Annotated in this window: 28 protein-coding genes; 13 read left to right on the top strand and 15 right to left on the bottom strand. The window is 38.7% G+C overall.

The window, feature by feature from the left end:
• Window positions 1-482: 482 nt before the first annotated feature.
• The 7 genes from FD725_RS16420 to FD725_RS16390 all read right to left on the bottom strand — a co-directional run bounded on the left by FD725_RS16420 (window position 483) and on the right by FD725_RS16390 (window position 5,168).
• Complete coding sequence (locus FD725_RS16420; protein ID WP_179049122.1) at window positions 483-698, bottom strand: hypothetical protein; 216 nt, start codon at window positions 696-698, stop codon at window positions 483-485.
• A gap of 316 nt (window positions 699-1,014) precedes the next feature.
• Window positions 1,015-1,806 (bottom strand): Nif3-like dinuclear metal center hexameric protein, encoded by a 792-nt coding sequence (locus FD725_RS16415; protein ID WP_179049121.1) that lies wholly within the window; start codon window positions 1,804-1,806, stop codon window positions 1,015-1,017.
• Window positions 1,806-2,555 (bottom strand): hypothetical protein, encoded by a 750-nt coding sequence (locus FD725_RS16410; RefSeq protein WP_179049120.1) that lies wholly within the window; start codon window positions 2,553-2,555, stop codon window positions 1,806-1,808. The genes FD725_RS16415 and FD725_RS16410 overlap by 1 nt, the downstream gene beginning before the upstream one ends.
• A 244-nt stretch (window positions 2,556-2,799) precedes the next feature.
• Window positions 2,800-3,213: a secondary thiamine-phosphate synthase enzyme YjbQ gene (locus tag FD725_RS16405; protein ID WP_179049119.1), complete on the bottom strand. Its 414-nt coding sequence runs from the start codon at window positions 3,211-3,213 to the stop codon at window positions 2,800-2,802.
• 43 nt (window positions 3,214-3,256) lie between these two features.
• Window positions 3,257-3,565, bottom strand: a complete 309-nt coding sequence (locus FD725_RS16400; RefSeq protein ID WP_179049118.1) for a hypothetical protein — start codon at window positions 3,563-3,565, stop codon at window positions 3,257-3,259.
• Window positions 3,562-4,059 (bottom strand): hypothetical protein, encoded by a 498-nt coding sequence (locus FD725_RS16395; RefSeq protein WP_179049117.1) that lies wholly within the window; start codon window positions 4,057-4,059, stop codon window positions 3,562-3,564. Before FD725_RS16395 ends, FD725_RS16400 begins: the two co-directional genes overlap by 4 nt.
• Window positions 4,060-4,076: 17 nt before the next feature.
• Window positions 4,077-5,168: a glycosyl transferase gene (locus FD725_RS16390; RefSeq protein WP_179049116.1), complete on the bottom strand. Its 1,092-nt coding sequence runs from the start codon at window positions 5,166-5,168 to the stop codon at window positions 4,077-4,079.
• A gap of 95 nt (window positions 5,169-5,263) precedes the next feature.
• Here FD725_RS16390 and FD725_RS16385 point away from each other — a divergent pair, with 95 nt between their 5' ends.
• The 3 genes from FD725_RS16385 (at window position 5,264) to FD725_RS16375 (ending at window position 7,588) form a co-directional block, all read left to right on the top strand.
• A complete protein-coding gene (locus tag FD725_RS16385; RefSeq protein ID WP_179049115.1) occupies window positions 5,264-6,316 on the top strand; it encodes a YhcG family protein in 1,053 nt (350 codons plus the stop codon).
• Window positions 6,317-6,388: 72 nt separating this feature from the next.
• Window positions 6,389-7,060: a ComF family protein gene (locus tag FD725_RS16380; protein WP_179049114.1), complete on the top strand. Its 672-nt coding sequence runs from the start codon at window positions 6,389-6,391 to the stop codon at window positions 7,058-7,060.
• Window positions 7,061-7,129: 69 nt separating this feature from the next.
• The gene (locus FD725_RS16375) at window positions 7,130-7,588 is read left to right on the top strand and encodes a PPC domain-containing protein (protein WP_179049113.1); all 459 of its coding nucleotides are present in this window, start codon (window positions 7,130-7,132) and stop codon (window positions 7,586-7,588) included.
• Window positions 7,589-7,936: 348 nt separating this feature from the next.
• On the opposite strand, the gene FD725_RS16370 is transcribed toward FD725_RS16375, so the two are convergent.
• On the bottom strand, window positions 7,937-8,233 hold the full coding sequence (locus tag FD725_RS16370; protein WP_179049112.1) for an RNA-binding protein: 297 nt from the start codon (window positions 8,231-8,233) through the stop codon (window positions 7,937-7,939).
• Between the two features lie 506 nt (window positions 8,234-8,739).
• On the opposite strand from FD725_RS16370, the gene FD725_RS16365 reads away from it, so the two are divergent.
• The 7 genes from FD725_RS16365 (at window position 8,740) to FD725_RS16335 (ending at window position 16,272) form a co-directional block, all read left to right on the top strand.
• A complete protein-coding gene (locus FD725_RS16365) occupies window positions 8,740-10,293 on the top strand; it encodes a DEAD/DEAH box helicase (RefSeq protein ID WP_179049111.1) in 1,554 nt (517 codons plus the stop codon).
• Window positions 10,223-11,443 (top strand): DUF790 family protein, encoded by a 1,221-nt coding sequence (locus FD725_RS16360; protein WP_179049110.1) that lies wholly within the window; start codon window positions 10,223-10,225, stop codon window positions 11,441-11,443. The genes FD725_RS16365 and FD725_RS16360 overlap by 71 nt, the downstream gene beginning before the upstream one ends.
• Window positions 11,444-11,771: 328 nt before the next feature.
• A complete protein-coding gene (locus FD725_RS16355) occupies window positions 11,772-12,269 on the top strand; it encodes a molybdenum cofactor biosynthesis protein MoaE (protein WP_179049109.1) in 498 nt (165 codons plus the stop codon).
• Between the two features lie 56 nt (window positions 12,270-12,325).
• Window positions 12,326-12,568, top strand: a complete 243-nt coding sequence (locus FD725_RS16350; protein ID WP_179049108.1) for a hypothetical protein — start codon at window positions 12,326-12,328, stop codon at window positions 12,566-12,568.
• A gap of 72 nt (window positions 12,569-12,640) precedes the next feature.
• Window positions 12,641-12,907 carry a type II toxin-antitoxin system ParD family antitoxin gene (locus FD725_RS16345; protein WP_179049107.1) on the top strand — a complete coding sequence of 89 codons (267 nt, stop codon included), beginning with the start codon at window positions 12,641-12,643 and terminating at the stop codon, window positions 12,905-12,907.
• Complete coding sequence (locus FD725_RS16340) at window positions 12,904-13,200, top strand: type II toxin-antitoxin system RelE/ParE family toxin (RefSeq protein ID WP_179049106.1); 297 nt, start codon at window positions 12,904-12,906, stop codon at window positions 13,198-13,200. Before FD725_RS16345 ends, FD725_RS16340 begins: the two co-directional genes overlap by 4 nt.
• 396 nt (window positions 13,201-13,596) lie before the next feature.
• Window positions 13,597-16,272, top strand: coding sequence for a filamentous hemagglutinin N-terminal domain-containing protein (locus tag FD725_RS16335; protein WP_179049105.1), 2,676 nt, complete (start codon window positions 13,597-13,599; stop codon window positions 16,270-16,272).
• A gap of 200 nt (window positions 16,273-16,472) precedes the next feature.
• Here FD725_RS16335 and FD725_RS16330 read toward each other — a convergent pair whose 3' ends face one another.
• Window positions 16,473-18,512: a hypothetical protein gene (locus FD725_RS16330; RefSeq protein WP_179049104.1), complete on the bottom strand. Its 2,040-nt coding sequence runs from the start codon at window positions 18,510-18,512 to the stop codon at window positions 16,473-16,475.
• Window positions 18,513-18,557: 45 nt separating this feature from the next.
• On the opposite strand from FD725_RS16330, the gene FD725_RS32540 reads away from it, so the two are divergent.
• A complete protein-coding gene (locus FD725_RS32540) occupies window positions 18,558-18,680 on the top strand; it encodes a hypothetical protein (RefSeq protein WP_256871633.1) in 123 nt (40 codons plus the stop codon).
• 617 nt (window positions 18,681-19,297) lie between these two features.
• Window positions 19,298-19,555, top strand: a complete 258-nt coding sequence (locus FD725_RS16325; RefSeq protein WP_179049103.1) for a hypothetical protein — start codon at window positions 19,298-19,300, stop codon at window positions 19,553-19,555.
• Window positions 19,556-19,642: 87 nt separating this feature from the next.
• Here FD725_RS16325 and mgtE read toward each other — a convergent pair whose 3' ends face one another.
• From mgtE to FD725_RS16310, 3 genes are all read right to left on the bottom strand, one after another.
• Window positions 19,643-21,043 (bottom strand): magnesium transporter, encoded by a 1,401-nt coding sequence (gene mgtE / locus FD725_RS16320; protein WP_179049102.1) that lies wholly within the window; start codon window positions 21,041-21,043, stop codon window positions 19,643-19,645.
• A gap of 267 nt (window positions 21,044-21,310) precedes the next feature.
• Window positions 21,311-22,288, bottom strand: coding sequence for a Bpu10I family restriction endonuclease (locus FD725_RS16315; RefSeq protein WP_179049101.1), 978 nt, complete (start codon window positions 22,286-22,288; stop codon window positions 21,311-21,313).
• On the bottom strand, window positions 22,261-23,505 hold the full coding sequence (locus FD725_RS16310) for a DNA cytosine methyltransferase (protein WP_179051561.1): 1,245 nt from the start codon (window positions 23,503-23,505) through the stop codon (window positions 22,261-22,263). The genes FD725_RS16315 and FD725_RS16310 overlap by 28 nt, the downstream gene beginning before the upstream one ends.
• Before the next feature lie 246 nt (window positions 23,506-23,751).
• On the opposite strand from FD725_RS16310, the gene FD725_RS16305 reads away from it, so the two are divergent.
• Window positions 23,752-25,053: a glutamate-5-semialdehyde dehydrogenase gene (locus FD725_RS16305; protein WP_179049100.1), complete on the top strand. Its 1,302-nt coding sequence runs from the start codon at window positions 23,752-23,754 to the stop codon at window positions 25,051-25,053.
• A 47-nt stretch (window positions 25,054-25,100) separates the two neighbouring features.
• Here the strand turns inward: FD725_RS16305 and FD725_RS16300 are convergent, their stop codons facing one another.
• From FD725_RS16300 to FD725_RS16290, 3 genes are read right to left on the bottom strand one after another with little or no spacing between them, the layout of a single operon-like run.
• A complete protein-coding gene (locus FD725_RS16300; protein ID WP_179049099.1) occupies window positions 25,101-25,304 on the bottom strand; it encodes a hypothetical protein in 204 nt (67 codons plus the stop codon).
• Window positions 25,305-25,319: 15 nt separating this feature from the next.
• Window positions 25,320-25,793 (bottom strand): hypothetical protein, encoded by a 474-nt coding sequence (locus FD725_RS16295; protein ID WP_179049098.1) that lies wholly within the window; start codon window positions 25,791-25,793, stop codon window positions 25,320-25,322.
• Window positions 25,794-25,817: 24 nt separating this feature from the next.
• Window positions 25,818-26,441 carry a hypothetical protein gene (locus FD725_RS16290; protein ID WP_179049097.1) on the bottom strand — a complete coding sequence of 208 codons (624 nt, stop codon included), beginning with the start codon at window positions 26,439-26,441 and terminating at the stop codon, window positions 25,818-25,820.
• Window positions 26,442-26,715 lie beyond the last annotated feature (274 nt).

Below are 26,715 nucleotides of genomic sequence, written 5' to 3'. Positions count from 1 at the left end.
TAAATAATGCCCTGAGAGATTGAGTGAGTTTCACGGTTGAGAATCAGTTTGTTTGGTGACTTCACCTAGAGACTTACTTGTAGTTATGAGTTTGGGGAAAATTCTGGCTCATAAACTGGTGGTTACTGCACCAAAATTCTATCTCTTTCAGGGTTATTTAGGGAATGTTTGGTTCATAGAAGTCAAACAATTCCGGATTGATCCTCACCAGAGGAATAGTATCTGGTAAGTACTTCCTACCATTATGTAATAATAAATACTCCAAAACAAGCGATGATTGCGGTTGTTCAATTTGCCTACTTGTAATCATTAGCATTGCTGAGAAGCCTGGGGAGTCGGCTTGACGTTTACCCCTACGTATTTGATCTTAACTCATTCTTTGGCTGACCTACACGGTTTTCGACAACAACAGCCCAATAGTTATGAGTTGAAGATTTTTGCCAAATACAGCATGACTATTTACACGCCAGAATTTCGTAGTATTAGCGAGATTTGAAACGAGAGAGAGATTCCATGAGCAGTTTTGATGATGCTTCTCGTTTGATTTGACCTGTACTAACTGCATCATACAAAGATGCTAAGGGGGCCATATCTTCAGGTTGATAGCATTTGGTAGCCAGCACTTGATGGAGTAAACCCTCAGATTCAACACTAAGATATCCAGTTTCAAAGGCAGATTCAATAAGTGCGCGAATCATCGTGATTTGGAGTGAGCAATTTTTCATCTCTAGTTTGGAATAATCTAGACTGCGACTGATTGATATGAAACGGCATTTAGTTGTGATTATAATTACATTTATTTGTGATCTGAGTCACAGTAGTATTACAGAAGGAGATTTCCTGGAGTGTCCATAAATCAGTCTTGCCCTTTTAAAGAGAGATGAAAATATATGTTGTTTCTGCAACATTGATTATTAAATAATTACTGAATTTAAAAAAAACTATGTATTACTAAACAATAATTAACATTTACCAAAAACTAAGGTTTTAGGTGTGAGGAAAAAACACCTGCTTCTAACTCTCTAAAAACTGGCGAAAATCTTCATCTTTCTGACTTAATTGCACCCAGTCTAGATTTAAAGACTGAAATTTTTGTACCAAGCGATCGCAAGCAGGACGTTCGGTGGCATAATGTCCAGCATCAATTAAGATGACACCGCGATCGCGACTCTCTTGGAACTGGTGGAATTTACAATCAGAAGTTAGGTAAGCTTGTGCGCCAGTGTTTGCGACTGCGGAAATAAAACCAGCCCCTGAACCACCCAACACAGCCACCCGTAAAATCATCTCTTGTAAATTTGCACTGGGGGAGAAAATTAAATCTGGTGGGGCTAGCCGGGTTTGAATCAGCGTTAGTAATTCCTGTAAAGTTAAAAATGGCTCTAGCAAACCAACACGTCCATAACCCAATCCGCCTTGAGTAGGGACAATAGGTGCAACATCCTTAAGTCCTAAAATTTGTGCTAAAACATCGGCTGTCCCATCCGCTACTTGGTCAAAATTGGTGTGAGCGCTGTAAATGCCGATATTATGAGAGAATGCTAATCTGATCATGTCGGCGATCGCTTCACCCCGACATAGAGATTTGAGAGGATGAAAAATCAGGGGATGATGGGCAAAAATTAGATTGGCTCTCACTGCTATAGCTTCTTCCATTACCGCCAAAGTCGGTGTCAAACACACCAAAACCCTAGCAGATTCTTGCAACACACCAGGCTCAAGTTGCCAGCCACAATTATCCCAACTTTCACACCAAGCGGGATTTGCCCATGCTTCAAACCAAGTAATTAAATCAGCAATTTTCATTAATGCGTATTTGGTTGGATCTTTAATTTTACTGCTAATTGCTGACGCATTTCCTGAAAAGGTTGATTCCAAACAGGGATTGCATGCCAATTCCAAGCTGGTACTGGTATGAGTTGCTTTTCAGCTAGATGAGTTAACAACAGATATTCATCTTCAGGTTCACGAGAGAAAATAAAAGGATTACGGAAACCTGTAGCACACAAATTATAAGACTGAGACTGACCTTGATCAATGCGTTGCAAAATTTCCTTACCTTTAGCTAATAAATAATCAAGAAAATATAGACTAAATGGTTCTATACCTGCACGAATTGCTGAGTCTTTTTGTACCCATCTTGCCCAATCAAAACCATAAATAAAATCATGGACATAGCGGAAGCGGATTTCGTTTTGAATGCCGAACATTTCTGTTAAACAAACCATCTTTTGTCCAAAAGCTTCTAGAAAAGCTACTCCCCCTTCTTGCGCAGCTAAAGCCAGGTTTAGCATACTACTAACCATGAAATCAAAATCCCAGAAGATATTTTCTGGGAAGTTTTTTAACTGAGCATTAACTATAATTTCCAATGTATAACACAATGTATTAATTAAGTCTGTATCTGTAGTTTCTTCTGTAATTAAATTCCCCAATTCCACAAAACTAGTCATCATCGTTTTTTGGGGATTAAGGGTTAAGCTGTTAATCTGTGACTGAGTAAGTATATCATCCAAAAATTGAAACTTATTCGTTGATGTTGTCTGCTGTTTCATACTAATGGAAATAGCTTAGATGGCAGTAAGTCAATATTATTTTATATCTAGAGCAAAACACTTATTCAAATAATATTAATAAACTTAACTTTTAGAATAACAGCTATAGGACTCCTATTTAATTTTTGTATGCCTAAGCGCAGGCTACACATACAAAACTCAGTATATATTGATTTTCTAGAACCCTATTGCCTGACTACGCAAATCAGTTTAGTAATCAAGTCGGATTCCTGTATAACAGTTGCTAGGACGAAATATGCACAACTAACTCTCGAACATGATTGTGCTGACGATGTTCCCAAATATATATCCCTTGCCAAGTTCCTAAAACCAAATGACCATTATTAATGGGTATATGTTCAGAAGTGTGAGTCAATGCGGTGCGGATATGTGCTGGCATATCATCATCACCTTCGGCATCGTGGATATATTTGGCTGATTCTGGGACAAGTTTAGCCATAAAATTAGCTAAATCCACAAGTACATCAGGATCAGCATTTTCTTGAATTACTAAACTGGCGGAAGTGTGGCGTAAAAATAAAGTACAAAGACCAGTTTTTACCCCTGATTCTGCAACTATGGCTACAATTTTTGAGGTAATATTTTGAAATGATTTGCCGTTAGTAGAAACTCTGAGTAATTTTTGGTAGTGAGTCATATTCAATATTTATTGTTGGTAAATATAAAACCTAAGAAATTTTTTATTCATGTTGACTTTGCTTGTTTTCATCTTTTGATTCAGAGATATATGACAGACCTAAAATAAACATCACCATTATGGGAGCCAATTTACTCAACAAGCGAAACATTAGTAGTGTCCGCAATAAATTAGTACTTAATCTTGGATCTTGTTTTTTTGTTTGTCTATTAAGCCAAGGATAAGCAAAGTGATTCCAAGGGATAATAGGATCATTAGGTAAATTGTGAGCTAAAACTGTAATATTAGCTGTGTCTGGCTCTGGTAAAATTAACCGCTCCTTAGAAGTTGTATTTTCTGGTTTGGTATTCATAGTTTTTGTAGTTCAGGGATAAAATAAGCTGTCACTTGATGTAATAGGGCGAAAAAAGCAATTGTAGCAGTCACAACAGCAGAATATCTGAGTGATTTGGCAATATCTTCTACTCGAATCTGATTTTCATTATAAGTCTCTCTCAAGTTAATTAACATCTGTAACTTATATTTTGAGGATGATAACTCTAAATATCTCTGGAAAAAATCTTCAGTTTCGAGGTTGGGAGTAATAGAAAATTGACGAGGTAATAAAGCCCTGATTAACAATATAAAGTTGAAGAACATTAATAATAACTCTATCCCACTAAAGAGACTGAATTTAGTAAGGAGTCTAGAAATTGTCAAAAAGCTTAATAATGCGGTATTTGTAACAAACAGAATATTTATTTGCGTAATTAAAATCTGTCGTTCTTCTTTTTGTCTGTCTACAACTCGCCGTACATCTTGAACAGATAGTTCTAAAGTTTCCTGATCTATTTCGGGAAATTCCATGCTCAATCTATCTGATTTTAAATGATTTTATGAGATTGTAGATAATTAATCATAGCTTGAGCGATCGCCTGATTTCCGTCTTTAGCTAGTGGTTGAGATTGTCTGGGTGGTTGCAGTGGTTGGAGAAGAAAATCCCAATTACCGTGAAAAAATTCCTCTGGAGTGAGGATTTGATGGAAGTTGTAATTGGCCAAACCTCCTAAAAGAAATGGTGTTTCCGCAAAGTCATCACGGGGAATGGTGACTAAAGGTATATCTAAACGGGTGGCTTCGGCAAAAGTGCCGTAACCAGGCTTAGAGACAACTCGTCCGCAAATGGGCATAAAATCCACAGGGCGATATTGACGATCGCTAATTTTGATTAAATTAGGTAAATTAGGGGCAGATTGATCAAAAACGATAAATTGCCAATCAGGATAACGGCGGAGGTTATCATAAGGGATTTGCTGTAAACCCAAACCACCAAAAGTCAACAAAACCGTCTTTTCTTTGGGTGCAGTGATCCCCCAAACAGCACGAATATCTTCATCGGAGAACCGGGGAGAACCACCAGTCAAACCCACATCAGTAATATGAGAGAAAGCTGGTAAAGGTTCATGGAAGGGTAAACGAAACAAGCGATCGCATTTACTGTAACAATCACTAATCCAATCAGCAATAGCGACAAATTCACCCCCCCAGTCGCGGTAGATAAAATCCCAACCAAAATTACTCATCATCCAGCAAGGTATCCCCGCCGCTTTCGCAAACAAAGGTGCGAGAAAGGGAATATCAGCCAATATTAAATGCACGCGATTTTGCCGCAAGAAATTTACTTCGGAAGCAATCAAAGAATTTTGCTGCTTTTTAATTTCTAACAACTTTGCTAAAGTTGCAGCTTTATCCATATTTAAACTATCCGACTGCACCACCCCTAAATCAAAAGCACGGGGACGATGGATAAAATCACCTTCGATATAACATTCCAGCAACCACCGTGGCGCAGTCGTCACCATAATTAACAACACTTCTGGACACAACTTTTGGATAGTTGCCGCAACGGATGCAGTGCGAGTAGCATGACCAAAGCCATGATTAGTGATGGCTACGTATAAAATAGGGCGTTCCATAGGATATTAGTTACATAAGAGATTCACCGAACATGATATTCCTCTTTTGCCCTGATTAAACATAGAAACCATGATCAACAACAAGCAACAAGATTATGCCGAATAAATTCTCATTAACGGATGGCTATGATGACTTTTTGCGGGAGTTACAAGAACGCATACGCAGCGCTCAAGCAAGAGCAGCTTTGTCTGTTAACCGTGAATTAGTGTTACTTTATTGGCAAATAGGGTGCGAAATTATCATCAGACAGCAGCAGCAGGGATGGGGTGCAAAAGTTGTCGAACGTCTTGCCAGAGATTTAAAAGCAGCTTTCCCAGATATAAAGGGATTTTCAGCACGTAATCTTAAGTATATGCGAGCTTTTGCTGAAGCTTACCCAGATGAGCAAATAGTGCAGCAGGCTGCTGCACAAATTCCTTGGTTTCATAACTGTGTAATTTTAGATAAAGTTAAAAATAATTTTGAGCGTCAATGGTATATACAAAAAACCATAGAAAATGGTTGGAGTCGGAATATTTTAAACCTACAAATTGACAATAGACTTTTTGCGCGTCAAGGAAAAGCTATCAATAACTTTAATATCATATTACCTTCTCCGCAATCAGACATTGCTAGAGAAACTTTAAAAGACCCTTATATTTTTGATTTTTTAATTTTAGGAGAAGCCACGCAAGAACGAGAATTAGAAAAAGAACTTGTTAAACACATTACTCATTTTCTTTTAGAATTAGGTGTAGGATTTGCTTTTGTTGGACAACAGTATAATTTAAAAATAGGAAATGATGATTTTTATGTAGACTTACTTTTTTATCATGTGAAATTACATTGTTTTGTAGTGGTCGAACTGAAAACGGGTAAATTTAAACCTGAATATGCAGGCAAAATTAATTTTTATCTTTCGGCTGTGGATGATTTGCTCAAATCAAATCTAGATAGTCCTTCCATTGGTTTAATTTTATGTGCAAGTAAAGATAATGTAATTGCTGAGTATGCCCTGCGTGATGTTAATAAACCAATTGGTATTGCTGAATGGCAAACTAAACTTACTAAGTCATTGCCAAAAGAGTTACAAACAAAATTGCCAACCATTGAACAGCTGGAGACAGAACTGGAACATTTGTCTGTAGGAGTTGAGGATGAAGAATGATTAAAAATATCAATAAAATCGTTCATCTTTTTCTAGCTCAATTTAAAATAAGTGAACCAGGAGTCATAACAAATGTTTAAAGGGTTACTTGACCTATTTTTAAAAACTAATTGTTTATTGTGCCAACGTTCTACATCTCAAGAATTTTGTGATAACTGTACCAGACAGCTAAAAAATTGCGCCAACAAACACTCTACAGCTTTATGGCAACCGCCCATACCCGTATTTAGCTGGGGGGTGTATGGTGGTATTCTTAAAAGGGCGATCGCTGTGATGAAGTACGAAAATCAACCCCAAATTGCCCAGACTTTAGGACAATGGTTAGGCGAAGCGTGGTTGTTAAGTTCTCTTCACCAAGAATCACAAATTTTAGTTGTACCTATTCCCCTCCACCCCAGCAAGCAAAAACAACGGGGTTACAATCAAGCCGCATTGATTGCCCAGAGCTTCTGCCAAACAACTGGGCTAAAATTAAAACAACATGGATTAGCCAGAGTGCGCGAGACTACAGCGCAGTTTGGTTTATCGGTGTCTGAGCGAGAACAGAATTTGACTGAAGCTTTTGCCATGGGGTCAGATTTCCCACCTCGCCGTCCCCACGCTCCTGTATTGTTAGTGGATGACATTTACACTACTGGCGCTACTGCCCAATCTGCTGTGCAAACACTCCGTCAACATCAAATTGTAGTCTTAGGGTTGGCGGCGATCGCTACTGGTGTGAAAAATCTACACACTAAAAATTAATGGGCAAGCTATCTCTGACAAATCTATAATTAACCAAACTACCCTGTTTTTGTGGGGACAGCCCAGGCAATGACTAGTCATACTTTTATTCAAAATTTCCAACGCATCATCATCTTTCCGGCGACTTTACTCGCTATTGGTATGAGTGCAACAGCAGCGTTTGCTCAAAGTAAGTTATATAGCCCTATTCCACTCACCAATAGTACAGAACTTGCTGATACACTTTCTGATAAGGATATTCCCACAGGTCAGGGTGGATTCGCCCGTGATTATGTAGTCAAACTAACTAAGGGTGATAATCTGGCTGTGGATTTATCATCTGAGAGTTTTGATAGCATCATCACATTACTAGCACCCGATGGCTCAACCCTAGCAGAAAATGATGATGGCCCTGATGGTACTAGTAATTCTCTCCTGTTTACACGCATCAATGAAACAGGAACTTTTATTATTCGTGTACGCTCTTTTGGCGAAACTGGGGTTGGGCCTTTTAAACTGAAGGTGACAAAGTTACAACCCATGAAATGAGAGGGAATAGGGGACAGGGGACAGGGAAGGGGGAAATAAGCCCCACAAGGGACGACGTTATAAACCAATATTCTTCACCCAGAAACAGTAGAGACGTTGCAATGCAACGTCTTTACATAATTTATGTGTATCGTGATTAACGTGAAATGGTGTGAGTCGGTCGAAGTGTTAGACTCCAATTCATGCTGTTAGCGGTAGCGGGGCGTTTAGCCCATTCTGACTCCTGATTTCTGAATTCTGTTCAATAAATCTGGCAGCAAAAAAGCTCAAGTAGTGATACTTGAGCCAAAACTTAAGCAAATGAATTTGCTGTTTTTATAGGTTAGCTACGAAGCTAAATCTATTTCTTTAGTAGCGGTTACGGAAATTGCCTCTATTCCCACCACCAAATGAACCTCTGTCTTCTCTGGGTTTAGCCTTATTAACTTTGAGGTCTCGTCCCATCCATTCAGCACCATCAAGAGCATCAATAGCTGCTGCTTCTTCAGCATCTGAACTCATTTCTACAAAACCAAAGCCACGCATCCGGCCTGTTTCACGGTCAGTGGGTAACTGGACTCGTTTAACAGAACCATACTCAGCAAACACAGCAGTCAAAGTTGCTTCTGTAACTTCGTAAGAAAGATTTCCTACATAAATCGACATAAATTGTCCCCAAAATCAAAAATCATAGGTGTATAGAGATTTAGATTTCGGAGAAAAGTCTGTAAATACCACAAGGAAAAAGCCTGTCAATACTAAAAACAAACGCCGTCGCCGAATTAATTCTCGTCTTCTAGTATGACATAGGGACTAATGAACAGGGAGGAGTTACCGAAAATTTTCTCAAAATTCTAACCAAAGAAGGATGGGTTATCTGATGCTACTTTCAAGAAACACATTGGTTTGGGGGTGGGTATAGGGAGAACTTGTAATCTCTAGATTTTTGTTCTCAGCAGTATCACGTCCATTTTGCGTTATTAGTAATCAAGGGGCTAGTTATTAACTCTGAGGTTTTGAGTCACTGAGTTAGTCAAAGTGTTGGACTCCAATTCATCCTGTTAGCGGTAGCGGGGCGTTTAGCCCATTCTGACTCTAGACTCCTGAATTCTATTCGATCAAAATTCTCTCCTCAGTGCCTAATCCCCAATGTCCATTCACTAACGCTGTCAATGGTTCGTACTCCCACCTTAACTTTTGATCGTGGCACACTTATCTTACATCCACCGCCACGCGGCAAAGCTTGGACGGATTATGCTACGTGGGATGATAGAGTAGAAAAGTTTCGGATTCCGGCGATAAGATACCGTGCTTTGGTGGAAGCACTGCAAGCAGAAGACGTTTATTTTATTGATGAAGCTAAGGGATTTTACTCGATAGATTTGGTGGCAAGTTTGGAAATGGAACCTTACCCACACCAGAGTGAGGCTTTAGCTGCTTGGAAACTGGCGGGTAGACAAGGGGTGGTAGTTTTACCTACGGCGGCGGGAAAGACTTATCTAGCGCAGATGGCGATGCAGGCGACACCGCGTACGACCTTGATTGTTGTGCCAACTTTGGATTTAATGCACCAATGGTATGCTCATTTGGTGGCAGCGTTTCCTGATGCTGAGGTGGGTTTATTGGGGGGTGGTTCGCGGGATAAATCACCGATTTTGGTGGCTACCTATGATAGTGCAGCGATTCATGCAGAAGCTTTGGGGAATCAGTATGCTTTGATTGTGTTTGATGAATGTCATCATCTCCCCACAGATTTTAACCGAGTGATTGCCGAATATGCGATCGCTCCCTATCGTTTAGGCTTATCAGCGACACCAGAACGCACTGATGGCAAACACGCTGACTTAAATATTTTGATTGGTAGGGAAGTCTATCGCAAACGTGCCGAGGATTTGGCGGGTAAAGCTTTAGCGGAACATGAAATTGTGCAAATCAAGGTGAAGCTATCACAACATGAGCGAGAAAGATATAACAATTTAATTCAAACTCGTAACGATTTCTTACGCCAAGCCAAAATTTCTTTGGGGAGTATTCAAGGTTGGCAGATGTTTGTGCAGATGAGTGGGCGATCGCAAGCTGGGCGTAGAGCCATGCTAGCACACCGGGAAGCCAAGGAAATTGCGTTAGGTACTGATGGTAAGTTGCGAATTTTAGCTAATTTACTCGCCAACCATTATCCCGAACGTATTTTAATTTTCACGGCAGATAATGCCACTGTTTATAAAATTTCCCAAGATTTACTAATCCCTGCTATTACGCATCAAACACCAGTTAAAGAACGCCATGAAATATTAACTAAATTTCGGGAGGGTGAATACAATACTTTAGTGGCTTCTCATGTGTTAAATGAAGGTGTGGATGTACCTGCTGCTACCATCGCTATTATTTTATCTGGGACTGGTTCAACTAGAGAATATATTCAACGGTTAGGCAGGGTTTTACGTAAGGGCAATATGCCAGATAAACAAGCGATTTTATATGAAGTAATCGCCGAAGATACCAGCGAAGAAAATACTTCTGCTAGACGACGAGGTGAGGAAAGAAAAGGGAATTTACAAGTTGTCTATGGTAGTGGTAATCATCCCACAGCTAAAGCAGCAGAACAATTAGAAATAAGTTATGTAGTTGATAATTCTCCCATAAATAATCAGGGCAATGCTACCAACAGAACTCCTAAGCCATCGGCAAAACGGCGAAGAAATCATTCCCAAGAGACTGAAAATTGATCATAAAACTATAGAATTAGCTAATGAGTTAATTGTCTGTTTTCAAGCCGCTTTGGGTAAGACACAAGGAATGCTAGAAAGTCAACTTTTAGATTTAGAAGGAGACGCTACAGATTATCGAGTTAAACGGGGGTTAGCTTATATTATTAAAAGCAATTTTTGCACCTTTGAAGTGGTGAGTCCCCTAGAACCACCAATGTTAAGAGAACGAGTGTTTTCTCTATCAGCAAAATCAGTTGTTAGTCGGGAATCTACCCCAGCTACCTTGAGTAAAATTGCAGCTGAATTAACTCAAGAATTAGAACGAGAGGTTTTACTAGAACAAGTTCGGGATGGACTGTATGCTGATTTGTCAGAAAATAAAATTTTGACTAATTTCGATGTACCCACACCAGTCGATATCTTAAATCGCTATAACTTATCTCAGGTACAGGGAATATTCTATAAAGCCAGTAAGCTTATATTAAATGCTCATCGGAATGTCCCCGGAGAATATAAACTATTATTTCGCTATCTGAAGCTATTTCAATTAATGGCTTATATCGAAGGTGATGCTGACCACGGGTTTACCATTACCATTGATGGGCCTACCAGTTTATTTAATTCTAGTACACGCTATGGTTTAGCGATCGCTAAAATGATTCCCGCCTTACTTCATGTCACAAAATGGAGTCTAGCGGCTACACTACAAATTCGTGATGTCTATACAGATACCTGGAAAACCGGCAGATTTACACTCAATTCTGAATGTGGTTTAGTATCTCATTATTCCAAAGGTAAGCCCTACGATAGTATGTTAGAAGCATCCTTTGCTGATAAATGGGATGGATTAAAAACTGAGTGGGTATTAGAACGAGAAGTAGACTTAATTCCCATTCCTGGTAGTGTGATGATTCCCGATTTCCGGTTAGTCCATCCTGATGGACGTGATTTTTTATTAGAAATTGTCGGTTATTGGCGACCAGAATATTTACAAAAAAAGTTTTCCCAAGTCCGTCGTTCTGGGTGTGATAATTTGATTTTAGCGATTTCTGAAAGATTAAATTTAGAAAAAGCTGGAGTTAAATTAGATAATGTACCAGCCAAAATTATTTGGTTTAAAGATAAATTATTACCAAAGTCAGTGTTAGCAGTGTTGGAGGAAATTTAGTTATTAGTCATTGGTCATTAGTTATAATTACAAAATCATATCGCACTCATATTTTATTTTTGTTAGCGTAGCTTGTGCTTGCAGATAAAAAGTCAGTACATATGGAAGAACTTGCTAGCTTGTTGCCTATTACTTACCTATACAAATCATTTTAGTTATGACTTACGCAGTGTCACCAAATTTTCTGGCTTTTTTATTAATAGTCAACAGTCCAAAAAAACTTGATTTTGACTATTGACTATTGACCATTGACTATTGACTACCCTCAGAAGGGTTTATTGGTTGAGTGCGTAAGTCCTATTAGTAATCAAAGGGGATGTTTATAATTATGAAATCAATCTTGCCATCTACACTTAATACTGTGATTAAGCCAAAAGTTGAAGACAGTTTTGCTATTACTTTTGCGCCTCTATCTCTAGAAGAAATCTATGCCAAAGCTAATGACTCAGCTAACGGTGCGGTGGTAGTCATGAGTGGTATGGTTCGGAATCAAACTGATGGTAAACCTGTAGTTTCTCTGGAATATCAAGCTTACGAACCAATGGCATTGCGTGTATTTTATCAAATTGCTGCTGATATTCGCTCTACTTGGCCGGATGTAAATCGGGTGGTAATTCATCATCGTCTTGGACATTTACAAGTTGGAGAAATTAGCGTTTTAGTAGCAGTTGGTTGTCCTCATCGTAGTGAGGCGTTTGCAGCTTGTCGCTATGCTATCGATACCCTCAAACATAATGCTCCTATTTGGAAAAAAGAACATTGGGAAGATGGTTCTAGTAGTTGGGTAAGTGTCGGCGCTTGTGAACAGTCAGGAGAAAATTGCTGAGAATGTGGCGAAATTGTTAGAACAAAGTTAGACAAAAGTTGAGAACAGGATAAATTATGAACGCTTATAAAACCTACATCACCATTACAGATCCAAAGCAGGTAGTATTATCTGATTTACCATTTAAAGTAGGACAAAGAGTTGAAGTGATTATTTTGACAGAGGATAATCAAAGAGCTAGTTTAGCAGCAGAATTAAAAAAGTTATTCAAAGAAATACAAGCGACACACGCAGATAATCCCTTGACAGAGGAAGAGATAGCAGCAGAAATAGAAACGTATCGTCGCAGGGTTGCATAAATATTTTTTTGTCTCACGCAGAGGCGCAGAGACGCAAAGCAGAGATTAATTTTTTTATTTGAGGTAATAGTTATGAATATCACACTTAAGCCAGAAATTGAGCAATTTATCCAAGCACAACTTGCTACAGGTAGATATGCAAATGCTGAGGAAGTGATTAGTAAAGCATTAAAATTGCTAGAAAAACAGGATAAGGAGTATCAGGAATGGGTAGAAGAAACTCGGCAAAAAGTTGATGTTGCAATTGCAGAACTCGAACGTGGTGAAGGGTTAGATGGTGAGACTGTAGTAATGCAAATACTCGACAGATTCCAAAAAGCGCGTGAGAGTCAGGAATGAGTAATTACATTATCGCACCATCTGCAAGTCGAGATTTAAACGAAATTGCTGATTACTTTCTTGTAAGAAATCTGGAAGCAGGAGAAAAATTATTTAGAGAATTTAATAAAAAGTGCCAAAATTTAGCAAATTTTCCTAGCATGGGACGTAGTTATGCTCATATTAAACCCTCATTGCGTGGTTTACCCTTAGATGGATATGTAATTCTTTATCAAGTTCTTGATGATGGGGTGGAAATTTTGCGCGTGGTGAGTGGTTATCGAGATTTGGAGTCTTTGTTTGAGGATGAGTAATAATTTTAATTAATCACATGACTTTTTTTAGCATAAAAACACGCTGGAAAGAACAGAAAATCGGAGATACCTGTATTGTAGGTGATGGCGCTCAGGCATCTTTAAAAAGACAGCAAACAGGCATAATGTATTTGAAAGTATCTATGATGCTGGTACGTAAATGCTGTAGAAAATAAATTCCTGGCAATATACAAGATAGTGCAGCAGTGGCTTATTGAATATACATACTAAAAAAAATACAAATATTACTAAAATAAGTGCTGATTTTTTCCAGAAAAAACAGCTATTAATGTTGTAAGCCTATAAAAACTACTTTTTAAAAACAAATACAACAATATAATTTCCTCTTTAATTGTCGCAAATCTGCATTCCTCTTATTTTTATTGTGCAATAAATATGCTCAAGCCTACGTTTTTAGCTGGGATTGGTATTCTTTTATTTTGGCTACTAAACATCACGTCCACCAAAGCAGAAATTATTCCTGATAATACGCTACCTAATAACTCAACTGTTAGACCTGTGCGGAATATTCAGGTAATTGAGGGAGGAACTCAAAGGGGAGAAAATTTATTTCATAGTTTCCAAGAATTTTCTTTTTCTGTTTTGACTACTAATACTACAGGTAATACTGCTTTATTCAATCATGATTTAGCGGTGAGAAATATTATTACGAGAATTACTGGTAGTTCACCTGCTTATATTGATGGCACAATCACAGTGAGGCCAGGTAGTAGAGCTAATTTGTTTTTTATTAGCCCAAGAGGCATAATTTTTGGTGCAAATGCTAGTTTAAATATTGCTGGTTCATTTGTTGCTACTACAGCGAATAGTCTGAGGTTTGCTGATGGGACAGAATTTAGAGCCAATGCCAATAATAATGCACCATTACTAACAGTCAGTGTACCTGTTGGGTTGCAATTTGGTAGTAATTCTGGTGATATTTCGCAACCAAATGCTAATGTTTTACCTCTGGCGCTGACAGTTCAAAATGGTCAAACTTTAGCTTTAATTGGTGGTAATGTGTCTCTCCAAGCTAGTAGTTTGGCAGCACCAGGAGGCAGAATTGAGTTGGGGAGTGTGACTGGGAGTGGTTTTGTCAATCTGAGTGTTGTTGAGAGAGGTTATGCTTTTGGATATTCTGGTGTAGAGAATTTTGGCAATATTGAACTTGCAAACGGTGCAATTGTAGATACTAGTGATTTTCCTGTTGTCGATAGTAGTGGTACTATCCATATCCAAGGGAGAAATATTACTGTAAGTGATGATTCATTGGTGTTTGCGCTGAACTTTGGCTCAAAAGCTGGTGACAATTTAATCCTCAGTGCCAGTGAATCAATTAGATTAAGTGGTAGTTCAAATATTGCCAGTTCTGCGGAAGGAGAAGGGACAGCTGGGAACGTTTTGATTACGGCTGGTAATTCTGTGGAACTGAGGGAAACATCATTTATTGGTTCGCAAGTTTGTGCTTTCAACCCTCGTTGTGTGAACGTTACAGGTCGTGGTGGTAACGTGACTGTTAATACTAGCAGACTTTTGCTTACAGGTGGTTCAGGGATAGAAGCTTCGACATTTGGTACGGGTAAAGCTGGGGATATATTTGTGAGAGCAACAGATACTATCAACTTGATAGGCGAAACGCCGGATGGTGATATTCCTAGTGGAATTTTTGCTCAAGTAGCTGTGGATGCGATAGATGATGCTGGTGGTACTGGTAATTTGACTCTGGAAACTAGGCGGTTGTCTATTCAAGGAGGCGCACAGATATCGATTGCTGCTAGGTATGGGGGTAGTGGGGGTGATTTAAGTATCAATGCTTCAGATAGCGTCCAGTTAAGTGGAGCTTCACAGTTAGCAACAGCAGCGCCTAATGATATTTTTCGCAGTGGTATTTTTGTCTCAGCCCAACCAGGAGCTACCAATAATGTCGGCAATTTAAATATTAATACAGGACTGCTGCGAGTAGAAGATGGAGCGAGAATTACTACCGATAATTATGGTTCTGGTAATGTAGGTAGCTTGAGATTAAATGTTAGACAGTTGGCTATTTGGGATGGTGGAGAGGTAAGAGTCGGTGCATTTGGAATTGGTTCTGGGGGAGATTTGATTGTTAACGCTACTGATGCTGTAGAAGTTATCGGTATAGGACGTAATACTCCCAGTCGTTTGTCGATGATTGGTGAAGGTCGTGGAGAAATAGGTAATCTAGATATTACCGCGCGATCGCTCAAATTAGATAGTCAAGGTCAATTACTCACTCAAACTACCTCAGCTAATGGTGGTAATATCACGCTGAACCTCCAAAGAATCTTACAACTACGTCGTAATAGTCAAATTTCTACTTCAGCAGGTACGGCTTTATTAGGTGGTAATGGTGGCAATATAGAAATTAACAGTCCATTTATTGTTTCATCTACTGACGAAAATAGCGATATCAGCGCTAACGCTTTTAATGGTCAGGGTGGTAAAGTCACCATTAACACCAAGAGAATTTTTGGTTTTGTTGTTCGTAGTCGAGCAGAACTTGAGCAGCTTTTAGGAACTACCGATATTACTCAGTTGAATGCACAACGTCTACTAAGCAATGACATTATTGCTATCACTCCAGGCAATCCATTAATCAATATACTACCTAGTGTTAATCCCATAGATATAGACGCTAATTCGACAGTAGTTCCTCTACCTGCCAATGATGTAGTTAATCTTAGTTCTCTAGATGTCGCCTCTCAGCAGAAATTTGCCTTTTTACCCGTCAATCCCATCAAGGTTGACACAAGCATAGTCCAAATTTGTAGTCCAGATCATCAGCCAAGACCTAGTTCTTTGTTCATAACTACTAACAATATTCCTCAAACTTTAGAGGGAGCAAGTTTGATTAATCAGAGAATTAATTTATCTAATCGTCATAGTGATTTTGGTAATCTCCATAATTCGTTAATTGGCGATAAATTGAGGTTTATTCCTGTGGTGAATATACCAGAATCGTCAACGATTGTTGAAGCACAGAGATGGATTGTCGATACCAATGGTAAAATTGTTTTAGTTGCTCAAGCAAAAACTAAACAAAGTTGCTGATTAGTTTTTAAAAATATCTCTGGATATCTAGTATTAGTAGGTTGGGTTGAGGCTTTGGGAAACCCAACACCAATATCCATACTGGATTTTTAAGATCCATGTTGGGTTGCGCTGGACTTAACCCAACCTACGTCTGAATTTGGTGAGTTGTGCTGCGCGACAACACACCCTACGTAATTTTCAGAAATCAAATATGAGTTTTATATATCTATTTTCATACTGACAACTTTAACTTTGAAAGATTCAGCAGATTTTGGAGATGTACTTGCTTGCAATTTGACAGATAATGGAGCTTGAGAACGCAGGATTTCTCTAGGAATCTCTGCTTGATACGCAGTAATTTGGTTTGTAGTTTTTAAATTCCATGCTGTGATAACACGATTATTGATGATTAGCTGTAAATTGACTGGTAAGTTATGATTTTCTGCTAGGTTAATTATTTCTACGACTAGCTTAATATTACCTGATTGCCGAGTATCAATAGGCAAAATCAATGTAGCTTCTGGATATCTCATCAAGCTACCATCGACGGCAATTTTTCCCCAACCTTTACGGGTGAAGTTGCGCGAGTTACCCCCTTGGGCAAAATTAATCCTGAAGGGAATAGCACATCGGAAACTACCATTAATATATCCCCATCCTTGGCGATTAAATGTCATGTCTGACAAGAGTTTTTCTGGAGAATATTGTGAGTCTAGACTGGTGAGTTTTCCTTGGTTTCCACAAAGGCGTGCTTGTGTTTGGAGTGCGAAATCTCGATAAACCAGAATTTTTCTAATATAGCCTTGTTTATCTAAGAAAATGAAGGGAGAATCTGTAGGGGTAGGAGCAATTGTTTCTCCAAATTGCTCATATTCTCGAACACGTTCAGCAAATATTTCTGGCTCTGGATTATACCAACTAGGAAAATTCGCTAGTACCCAAGCGGCAGAAGATTTCATTTTTAAATAATGTCCATCTCCAGGATGTTTAAAAAATAGATAATTGGGAAAAATCTGTAAGACTAAGATTATAGGTAGAAAGGAGTATTTGAGTAAGCCTTTCAGTTCTGACATATTTGCCGCTAACCAGATAATCAAAGCCATTGTTGCCCAAAAAGCGTAGCGGCTGAATACTTCTTGTCCATGATTCCAGTTTGTTTGGCTTAAGGTGGGCTGGAGCATCAGGAAAAATGCTACTAATAATATGTCAGCCTGATTAAATATGGGACGCTGATGCTGAAATATCACGCGAATTAAGCGATATATCAGCAGTGTCAAAACACCAACCATGATACCGGGAAAACCGACGATTAGCCCTTGATTTAAGTCAAATAGTGTAGAGTTAAATCTTGCTAAACTAATCAGACGAGGATCAACAAACCCTCGTTGAGCGATTAAATTGGGAACTTGATAATGATAATAATAAAAAATATAAGGTAAAAAAGAAATAGCAGCAATCAAAGCTATCCATATATATTTTTTGACGAAGATTAGAGGATTTTTTAGGGAAGCCAATGTGAAGTTTTTAGCGACAAAAAATAGACAAATAGCTGCTAAAAGAAAAACTACTGATGGATTTTGCAAAGTAGCTAAGGTGGCGGCGATCGCTGCTACATAAATCCGTTGATCAATGAAGGCACATCCAGAGATTAAAATAGACGCTGCCAGATAAATTTCTGGATGTGGCCATAGGAGATAAAAGAATATACACCCGGCTAAATAAAGTAGGGCGATCGCCCATCTAGTAAAAGGAGATTGTCGAGAAAATAGCAAGACATAAATGAGTGTGAAACTAATTAATAAAGAGTTGGTTAATTGAAACGCTTTGAGTTCATTTAAGCGCAACACAGCCAACAATACTTTCACTGGTAAATTGATTAATGGATATAGCCAAAAATGATAACCAAAATATTCTCCTTGGCTCGACTTGAGAATGCCTAAATAAATTTCATTTTCACCATTTTTTAAAGCTGTTAATATTCCTTGCAGCACTTTTACATCGTAAGAACTAGGCTGACTCTCCACAATTTTTATCAGGCTGGTGATATCGGCTTCTCGAATATCTGGACTAAAATGATTGAAAAAACTCTGCAAAATTAAAGCATATTCATAACCATCACCCTGTCTAATGGGGTTGGTTTTCAGGCAAAAGAAAATGAGTATTAGTGAGAGAATAGAGATAAAAATTACAGCAAATTTTTTCGAGGCTAATATCGTAGCGATCGCACCCAGAAATGATCCTAAACGATTGTTTTTCATATAACTATATTTGCATACAGTGTAATTTTTAAAAAGTAACAATTTTTGAAAGATGGAGAAAGACAGACAAATACTTTAACTTACCAAGAGTTAGAACATCAAGTACAGGCGATCGCATCTCATCTGCAATCCATCTCTGCACCAGGCAAACGGGCTTTACTCCAATGATCATAATATTTGCTGTCACCCATTGAATATTTTATTTTCTGGAAGTCTCTAGGCAAGTAATTATACCAATTTCTTTTAAATGTGAAACAGTAGAGATGTTGCAATACAACGTCTCTAAATAGTTTATATGTCAATACGGTTCAGTTAAGGTTGTCAGCTTATTGATCTCCCAAAAACCAAGACTTGGGGGATTCTCCCCCAAACCCCCGATTGGGAGAAGTTTGTGGGGAAGGTTTCCTTCCACAAAACTTCGGACGGTTGCGTCCCCCAAACCCCCTCCAAAAAATAGATCTGTTTTATGTGTAGGAATTCATTTATTTTCTTAACTGAACCGTATTGGTTTATATGTATATTGGGTTTAAGTCCCCCACTTTAACAGTGAACAGTTATCAGTCAAGATCATTGAATCAGCGTTAACTGATAACTGATAACTGATAACTGATTTAAATCCCCCACCATACGCCGTTAGGACTCTTCACTGATAACTGATAACTGATTTAATCAGTTAGGTATTTGATTTTCTGCTGTTATGTCTACCAACAGAGAGATGATTTCCCCAAGAACGATTGCTAACCTAGATAACGTTGAACATTTAAATAGGAAATTAAAAACACTTTATGGCATCCCCAAAACAATTACATGGTACAGAATTAGTAGATTGTGCAAGGGCAAATGCCAAGCAGGGAATTGAGGTTGCTGCTTATCAATGTGGTTACGGGAATGATCTCAATACATTTGCACGGCAACTCAAACAAGCTTGTGAACAAATGAACTTGCAAGTTAAAGAACTCAGCGAACTAATCACTGATCAAGATTTAATATTGAACTTGGGAAGCGGCGAGATTATTGCCCCTGATACCGCATCAGAATTGTAGGTTAGGTAATAGGTAATGGGTTAAGAAGTTCATCGACTTGTATTGAGTTTTTTCATTTTTCAATAATCAAACACTAGTCCTATAGTCCTATAACTGTAAAATTACTCTAGCTAAATTGAAGTAGATGAGAACGCCGAGTACGTCAACTGCTGTAGTGATAAACGGTGCTGACATTAATGCTGGATCTAGTTTCAGAAAGCGAAACAGAAATGGCAATGCGGAACCGGATATGGAAGCTAAAACAGAGATAGCTATCAAACTAGTCCCAACAGCGATCGCTACTTCTATGCGACCTTGGAGAAAATAAGCCCAGACCGTAGCGATAGATCCCAGCATACCTCCTAATAATGCACCAGCGATCGCCTCTCTACCAATTACTTGCAAACTGCCCAGGGAGCGAATTTCTTCGGTGTTCATCCCCCTAATTACCACAGTAGAAGATTGAGCGCCGACGTTACCACCAGTACCAGTTAGTAAGGGAATAAATGCTGTTAGTGTGACAACTTTTGTCAAGATATCTTCTTGAGATTTAATAATTGTGCCTGTAACGGTGTTGGTGATCAGTAAAACAAATAACCACAATACCCGTTTGCGTGCCACTTCTAGTAAACCCATCTGAAAATAATTGTCACCGCTAGACTGCACACCACCACCCAAAGCGTAAATATCCTTGGTGGTTTCTTCTTGGAGAATATCAATCACATCATCGACCGTGACAATTCCTACTAACAGCTGTTGTCTATCAACCACAGGTACAGCTAAAAAATCATACCGTTGAATCAATCTCGCTACTTCTTCTTGATGGGTATCTGTGTTGACAAAAATCACATCACGAGTCATCACATCACCAATGATTTGTTCTGGCTGGGATGTGACTAACTCCCGTAAAGAGACAATCCCCGTTAAACGCCTGGCCTGATCAGTAACATATAAGTAATAAATGATTTCACTAGCATTAGCTAGGCTGCGGATGCGTTCTAAGGCTTGAGCTACAGTAAAATTCTCTTTGAGGGCAATAAACTCCAAAGTCATAATCCGCCCGGCTGTATCGGCTTCATAACCCAGCATCAGCGCTGTGGCTTGGCGTTCTGCGGGACTAAGTTGCTCTAGGAGGTGATTAACTACCTTTGCTGGCAATTCATCAAATAATCTCGCTCGATCATCCGACGACATTTGATCAACAATATCCCGGACTTCTTGACTTTTGAGTTCTTCAATTAATCTCTCTTGCACACTGTAGTCGAGATATTCATAAACTTCTATGGCCTCATCCTTAGAAAGTAAGCGAAAAGCCAAAGCGTGCATTGCTTCCGGTAAACCTTCAATCGCTTCGGCAATATCCGCAGGCTGCACAGGTACAAGAATAGCTTTGGCCCCCTGCAAATCTGCTGCTTCTAAAAGCATTCGCAGTTGAGTCCTCACTAAATCCCGCAATTCCCTACGTGACACATCCTGAAGGGTAGAGTTTAAATTGTTCGTCTCTGTCACTTTCCACTTTCCTCGACCAGTCTGAACAAGGTTGCTGCCTCTAGTCTAAGGGATAGTGGAAGATATAATACCAATCCGTAATTCGTAACCCACATTCTGCACTTCAAGAAGTAGCATAAACGAACTACATTGCCAATCAATTCAAAACGATATTTAACATGAATAGATGGTCTCACAAATTTCAACTAGGATAGTTACTTACATTTTTGCACTTATACCTATCTTTTTATACTCTTAAATATAATTAAATTTAAAAACAAGCATGATTTATTCATCAATTAACCATCCACGCTGTATACCAGACTCAATACCACCAGCCCAATCCTTTATTAAATGGTTACGCACTTTCTGGAAAAGATGTTGTACTACCGTTGGATTAATTGAATTTTTTATGTAGGTTGATTCATACCTAAACTCTCTATCAGTATTTTTTTGCTGACGTAGTACATAAATTTGATCAACTTTATATTTTCGTAAATTTACATCATTGGTCAGTTTTATCCATTCCATAACCACAAGGTATAAACTATTAGGATTTCTCGCTTTTAAATCCTCTGCTGCGCGTGAAGATCCCTCAAGCATGGTTTTATCTAAATATGTTTTACATTCGATGGCAACAACTGGAATATCAAAAATATGCGTCTCAATATTACCTGTGACTGTTACTTCAGAATATGTATCAGGCTCTTCCTTGAAAATTGTCAGCACTTCACCAGGAGTATTATCTTGTTCTGGAGGAGGCGCTGCTTCAAATGATGCTTGAATAGTTGCACCAATTACAAAATCATGATCTTTTCTCTCAATTCGCGCATAAGGTCGTTTGAGCATTTCCGAATATTTTGGTGGTACGAAGAAAATATCTTTGAACGTGTGTGACTTACCAATAAGAGCGTTCTGCCCAAAATCTTGTACTAAATCTTTAAATAAATAATAAAGAAATTCTTCTAAAACACTAGAGTGAAGGTTGGATCTTGAATCAAATTTTTCTGCATAATGCTGCTGATCTAAAAAATCTTTATATGTAGTGAGAAGTTCCACTCTTTGAGTAAGAATTAAATCATCTTGGTCAGTAATTTCTGATTTTGGCCCAATCAGATTCAGATTTGCTTTATGCCATTTGTCATATTCAGTTCTGATTTCTTTAAGGAAATTTCGGCTTTCAGGATCTCTGTATTTTGTACGATGATTCTCTTTTTGTTCAAGATTTGAACCATGAACTAGAGGATTTCTATCAGTTGTTGGCATAACTCTAATTTCTCTTGAAGATGATGTGCAATTACTTTAGCGAGAAGAGGCGGCACAGCATTACCGATTTGATTATATTGACAAAGAAATTTTTCATCAAATCTTTCTTCTCGATGCAATAATTTATGAGATACGACAGTTTTTTTGCCAAAAAATCTATAGTTATCTGGGAATGCTTGAATTCTAGCTCCTTCACGAGCTGTTAAGTTTCGATGTTGAAAAGGATGGATAAAATTAGCATAGAATGAAGCCGCAATAGTGTGAGACGGTTTATCAGGATTTAAACGGCGATTATTCTGATCATAAGATTTGTCTGATAATTCACCATTACCACTACGTCGTCTAGCTCCATGTTCTTTAGGTACATCGGAACTGGATTCACCCCATTTTATATGCCGGAAACGTTCTACTAAACGGTCAGAATGTTCCATTGCCACATGATTATAAAGTGTAGTACTACTATTTCTAGCCCAAGCCTGATAAGTATTTTGAGGTTTTAAATAATAGGGTTGCTCTTCACTTCCTTCACGCGCATTAAGTTCTGGTAAGTCTGATATTGCGTCCCACAAAGTTAGTGCAGGTATAATACTCGTATCATCAAATATTGATAATTGAGACCTATGGAAATTTAAAAATTGCAGAGAATGTGTTTTTTTAGGAATACCGAGTTCTTCACCTTTTTTATTGGCAACAATAAAGACACGTTCCCTAATTTGTGGAACACCATATTCCGCAGCATTTAAAACCCATACTTCGACAAAATAACCAAGTTCTGCAAATGTTTTCTTAATAATATCTATAACTTTAAAACCTTCAGCATTTTTTCTGGATAGCAACCCTTTTACGTTTTCCATTACAAACGCTTTAGGTTCAAGAAATTTTATCCATTGTGCAAAGTTGATGAATAAACTATTTCTAGGGTCTTTAGGATCTTTTTGGGCTGGCCCAGCAATACTAAATCCTTGGCATGGAGGCCCACCAATTATAATATCAGGTTTAAAAATGCAAATATCCTTAACGTCATGTTCTGTACTAAAGTTGCGGATATCATTTTGAATAACTGTTGAATGAGGGCGATTGTAGCGTAGTGTATCACAAGCCCACGCATCGATTTCAACGGATAAAGGTACAGAGAAGCCTGCCATTTCAAAACCTAAACCAAAGCCTCCTGCCCCGGCAAACAAATCGATAGCAATAGGTTGTTCTCTTAGTACCATACATTTAAAGCATTTAAGTTCTGAAAAAATTAGCTTGATACCTTTGTACTTGTTTGTCAAGGGTATCTAGTTTTTCTGTAAACTGCTGGAATGACAACGGCACAACTTAACAAACTTACTTAATGCAGCCCACGTAAACAGTCTTCTAGCTTAGTTGTGCCAATCGTCTCGTTGCGTCAGTCCGGAAGATTGGTAGGATGGGAAAAAGCTAAATATTTGTGTTATTGCTAAAAGTTCCATTTAATCATGACTATTTTTCAAGTTACTTCTCTCAATCCGATCGCTCAACAAACTCGCCAAGCTGCAAGTTTACTCGCATTATTGTCTACAGAAGCACGCAATCAAGCTCTGGACGCGATCGCTAGTGCTTTAGAATCAGCAAAGGCAGAAATTCTAGCAGCGAATATAGCTGATTGTACAGCTGCTACGGCGGCAGGCATCGCTAAACCTCTGTACAAACGTTTGCAGTTAGATGAACATAAATTAAGAGATGCGATCGCTGGGGTGCGGGATGTTGGTAAACTGGCAGATCCCATCGGACAAGTACAACTGCACCGTGAACTTGATACAGGTTTGGTTCTCAAACGCATTACCTGTCCTTTGGGAGTGTTGGGAATCATTTTTGAAGCCCGCCCCGAAGCAGCAATTCAAATTATCTCTTTGGCAATTAAGTCGGGTAATGGTGTTATTCTCAAATGTGGTAAGGAAGCAGTACGCTCTTGTGAAGCGATCGCTCAAGCTGTGAAAACAGGGTTATCAACCACAGATGTCAACCCTGATGTAGTCCAGTTACTCACAACGAGAGCAGAAACTTTAGAACTTTTAAAGTTAGATAAATATGTAGATTTAATTATTCCCAGAGGTTCTAACTCGTTTGTCAGGTTTGTCCAAGAGAATACCCGCATTCCCGTTTTAGGTCATGCTGATGGTATTTGTCATGTATATATAGATCAGGCTGCTGATATCAGCAAAGCCGTTACAGTGACAGTAGATGCCAAAGTACAATATCCGGCTGCTTGTAATGCGATTGAAACTCTCTTAGTTCACCAAGCAGTTGCCCCAGAATTTTTACCCCAAGTGGCACAAGCTTTACAAGCAGTGGATGTAGAGTTGAGAGGCGACGAACGCACCTTAGAAATTTTACCGGAGATTGCACCTGTCACAGCACTCGACTGGGAGACCGAATATAGCGATCTGATCTTGGCAATTAAAATTGTCGAATCTGTAGATCAAGCGATCGCTCATATCAATCAATATGGTTCTCGTCATACTGATGCGATCGTCACTGAAGATTTAGCAACTGTAGAAACTTTCTTTGGTTTAGTCAACTCAGCTGGTGTCTTTCACAACTGTTCGACACGCTTTGCTGATGGTTTCCGTTACGGCTTTGGTGCAGAAGTAGGAATTAGTACTCAGCAAATGCCGCCCCGTGGCCCTGTTGGTTTAGAAGGACTAGTAACATACAAATATCAAATGACAGGTGCAGGACATATCGTTGCCACTTACACGGGTGCAGATGCCAAGCCTTTTACCCATCGAGATTTGTAGTTGCCCGAAATCCTTGTAGAGACGTTGCACTGCAACGTCTCTACTTGTTATCTAGAATTCCCTAATTTTTGTTGCTGTTGGCCTCCCAAAGACCAAGAATTAAGGTGCAAACCATCATATTTTGAGCTTTGACTGACTCTGAAAATAGCCGTCACAAATGAAACGGCAAATAGTGTCAAAACACTTACTAAAGCTAAAACATATTTGTCGGTTTGCTTGGCTGCTATTTTAGTAGACTTTTGAACTTGCATTGTTTTTTGTAATATTTACATCAAAGGAAGATAGGAAAATAGCGGATGCCAACTCATCACAGTTGCGGCAATAAATAAGACAAATATCCAAAAGAACATTGTTTGAACTTTGATATTTCGGTTTCGCCACAAATAATGAAGAACTACCCAACTGACTAACCAGCTAATCAATAAGATAGTTTCTTTGCCACTATAGCTACCAATTTCACCATATAGTTTGTTGGCATTATGGCTTCCTGGTATCCAACTACCAATATCCCAAACAATTTTTTCTATTTCTGGGGTGACACTGACTAAATGCTGAGTCACCATCATTATCAAACAGCCTATTCCCGCACTAATTAATGCTGCTGCTGCTGGCCCAGAAACATTGGGGGGATGATGGGAACCCTCTGCTAAACTCTGAGGAAATAATCTTAAACGTTGCCACAGAAAACTGTACATAGCTGCTGATTCTGTATCATCTCTGCGGAATAATTCTTTACTCATAGCTCACACTTAGTTGAAAATAAATTACAAAGCATGGATTTTGGCGATACCAAGTCCAGTTACTAAGCCACCCATAGCAAAGAACATCATTGCCATTAATCCAATGCAGGTAACTGCTAAAACCGATCTGTTTTGTTTCTCCAAAATAGCATCGCCGTATTGCCACAAAATCCAAGTACAAGCTACTCCTAAAGGCAAAGTGAATAGCACACTAAATTCGTGATATTCCATGAAGATAAAATGCACCAAAGGAGTGTTTGCTTTAATCCAAGCCCGTGCTGAACCAAATTCTGCACCAGCACGATATCTCATGTAAGCCCAGTTACCAGAAGCAATTGCTAAAAATGCCAGTAAACTTGCCCAAAAAGTTAAGGTTCGCATCTGCGGCAAGATTTTACCCACGCCTCTGAGTAAAGGAAACGCTAAATGTCCAGCGTAAACTGCAACTATTGTCGCCAGCAGTGAACCACAACCATGAATTGTCCCCATCCAGCGTTGCCAAGGGCTAGGATGCAATAAGTTGATAAATGGTAAGAATAAAAATAACCCTACTGATAGAATGCTCAATCCATAAATACAGGTTCTAGCAATATCTAATTGTGTAGGTAAATCCCTCGAAACTGAATCTGTATGAGAATCTTGCACCATAGGTACTTTCTTTGTAAGTGTTGGTATTTGTCAACTAGAAAAAGAATATATGCAGCAGATAGTTTGAGGTATTCGCCTTTCTGTAGGCAGCAAAATACATTCAAAAATTACACAAAATTTTGGATTCTGGCTGCTAAATTCTGATTTCAAAGAAATTAATCACGACATTACAGTTAATCTTTACGTCGCTTTTCTGTTTTTTGGTAATCGCAAAGAATCAGCCCTGGTTGGTTGTTATCTGGCTAGCTTACACTGGCTTTGTCATCTCATCAAG

Source organism: Nostoc sp. TCL26-01 (genome assembly GCF_013393945.1).
Lineage (GTDB): Bacteria > Cyanobacteriota > Cyanobacteriia > Cyanobacteriales > Nostocaceae > Trichormus.
This window is presented reverse-complemented; position numbering and strand designations above follow the sequence as displayed.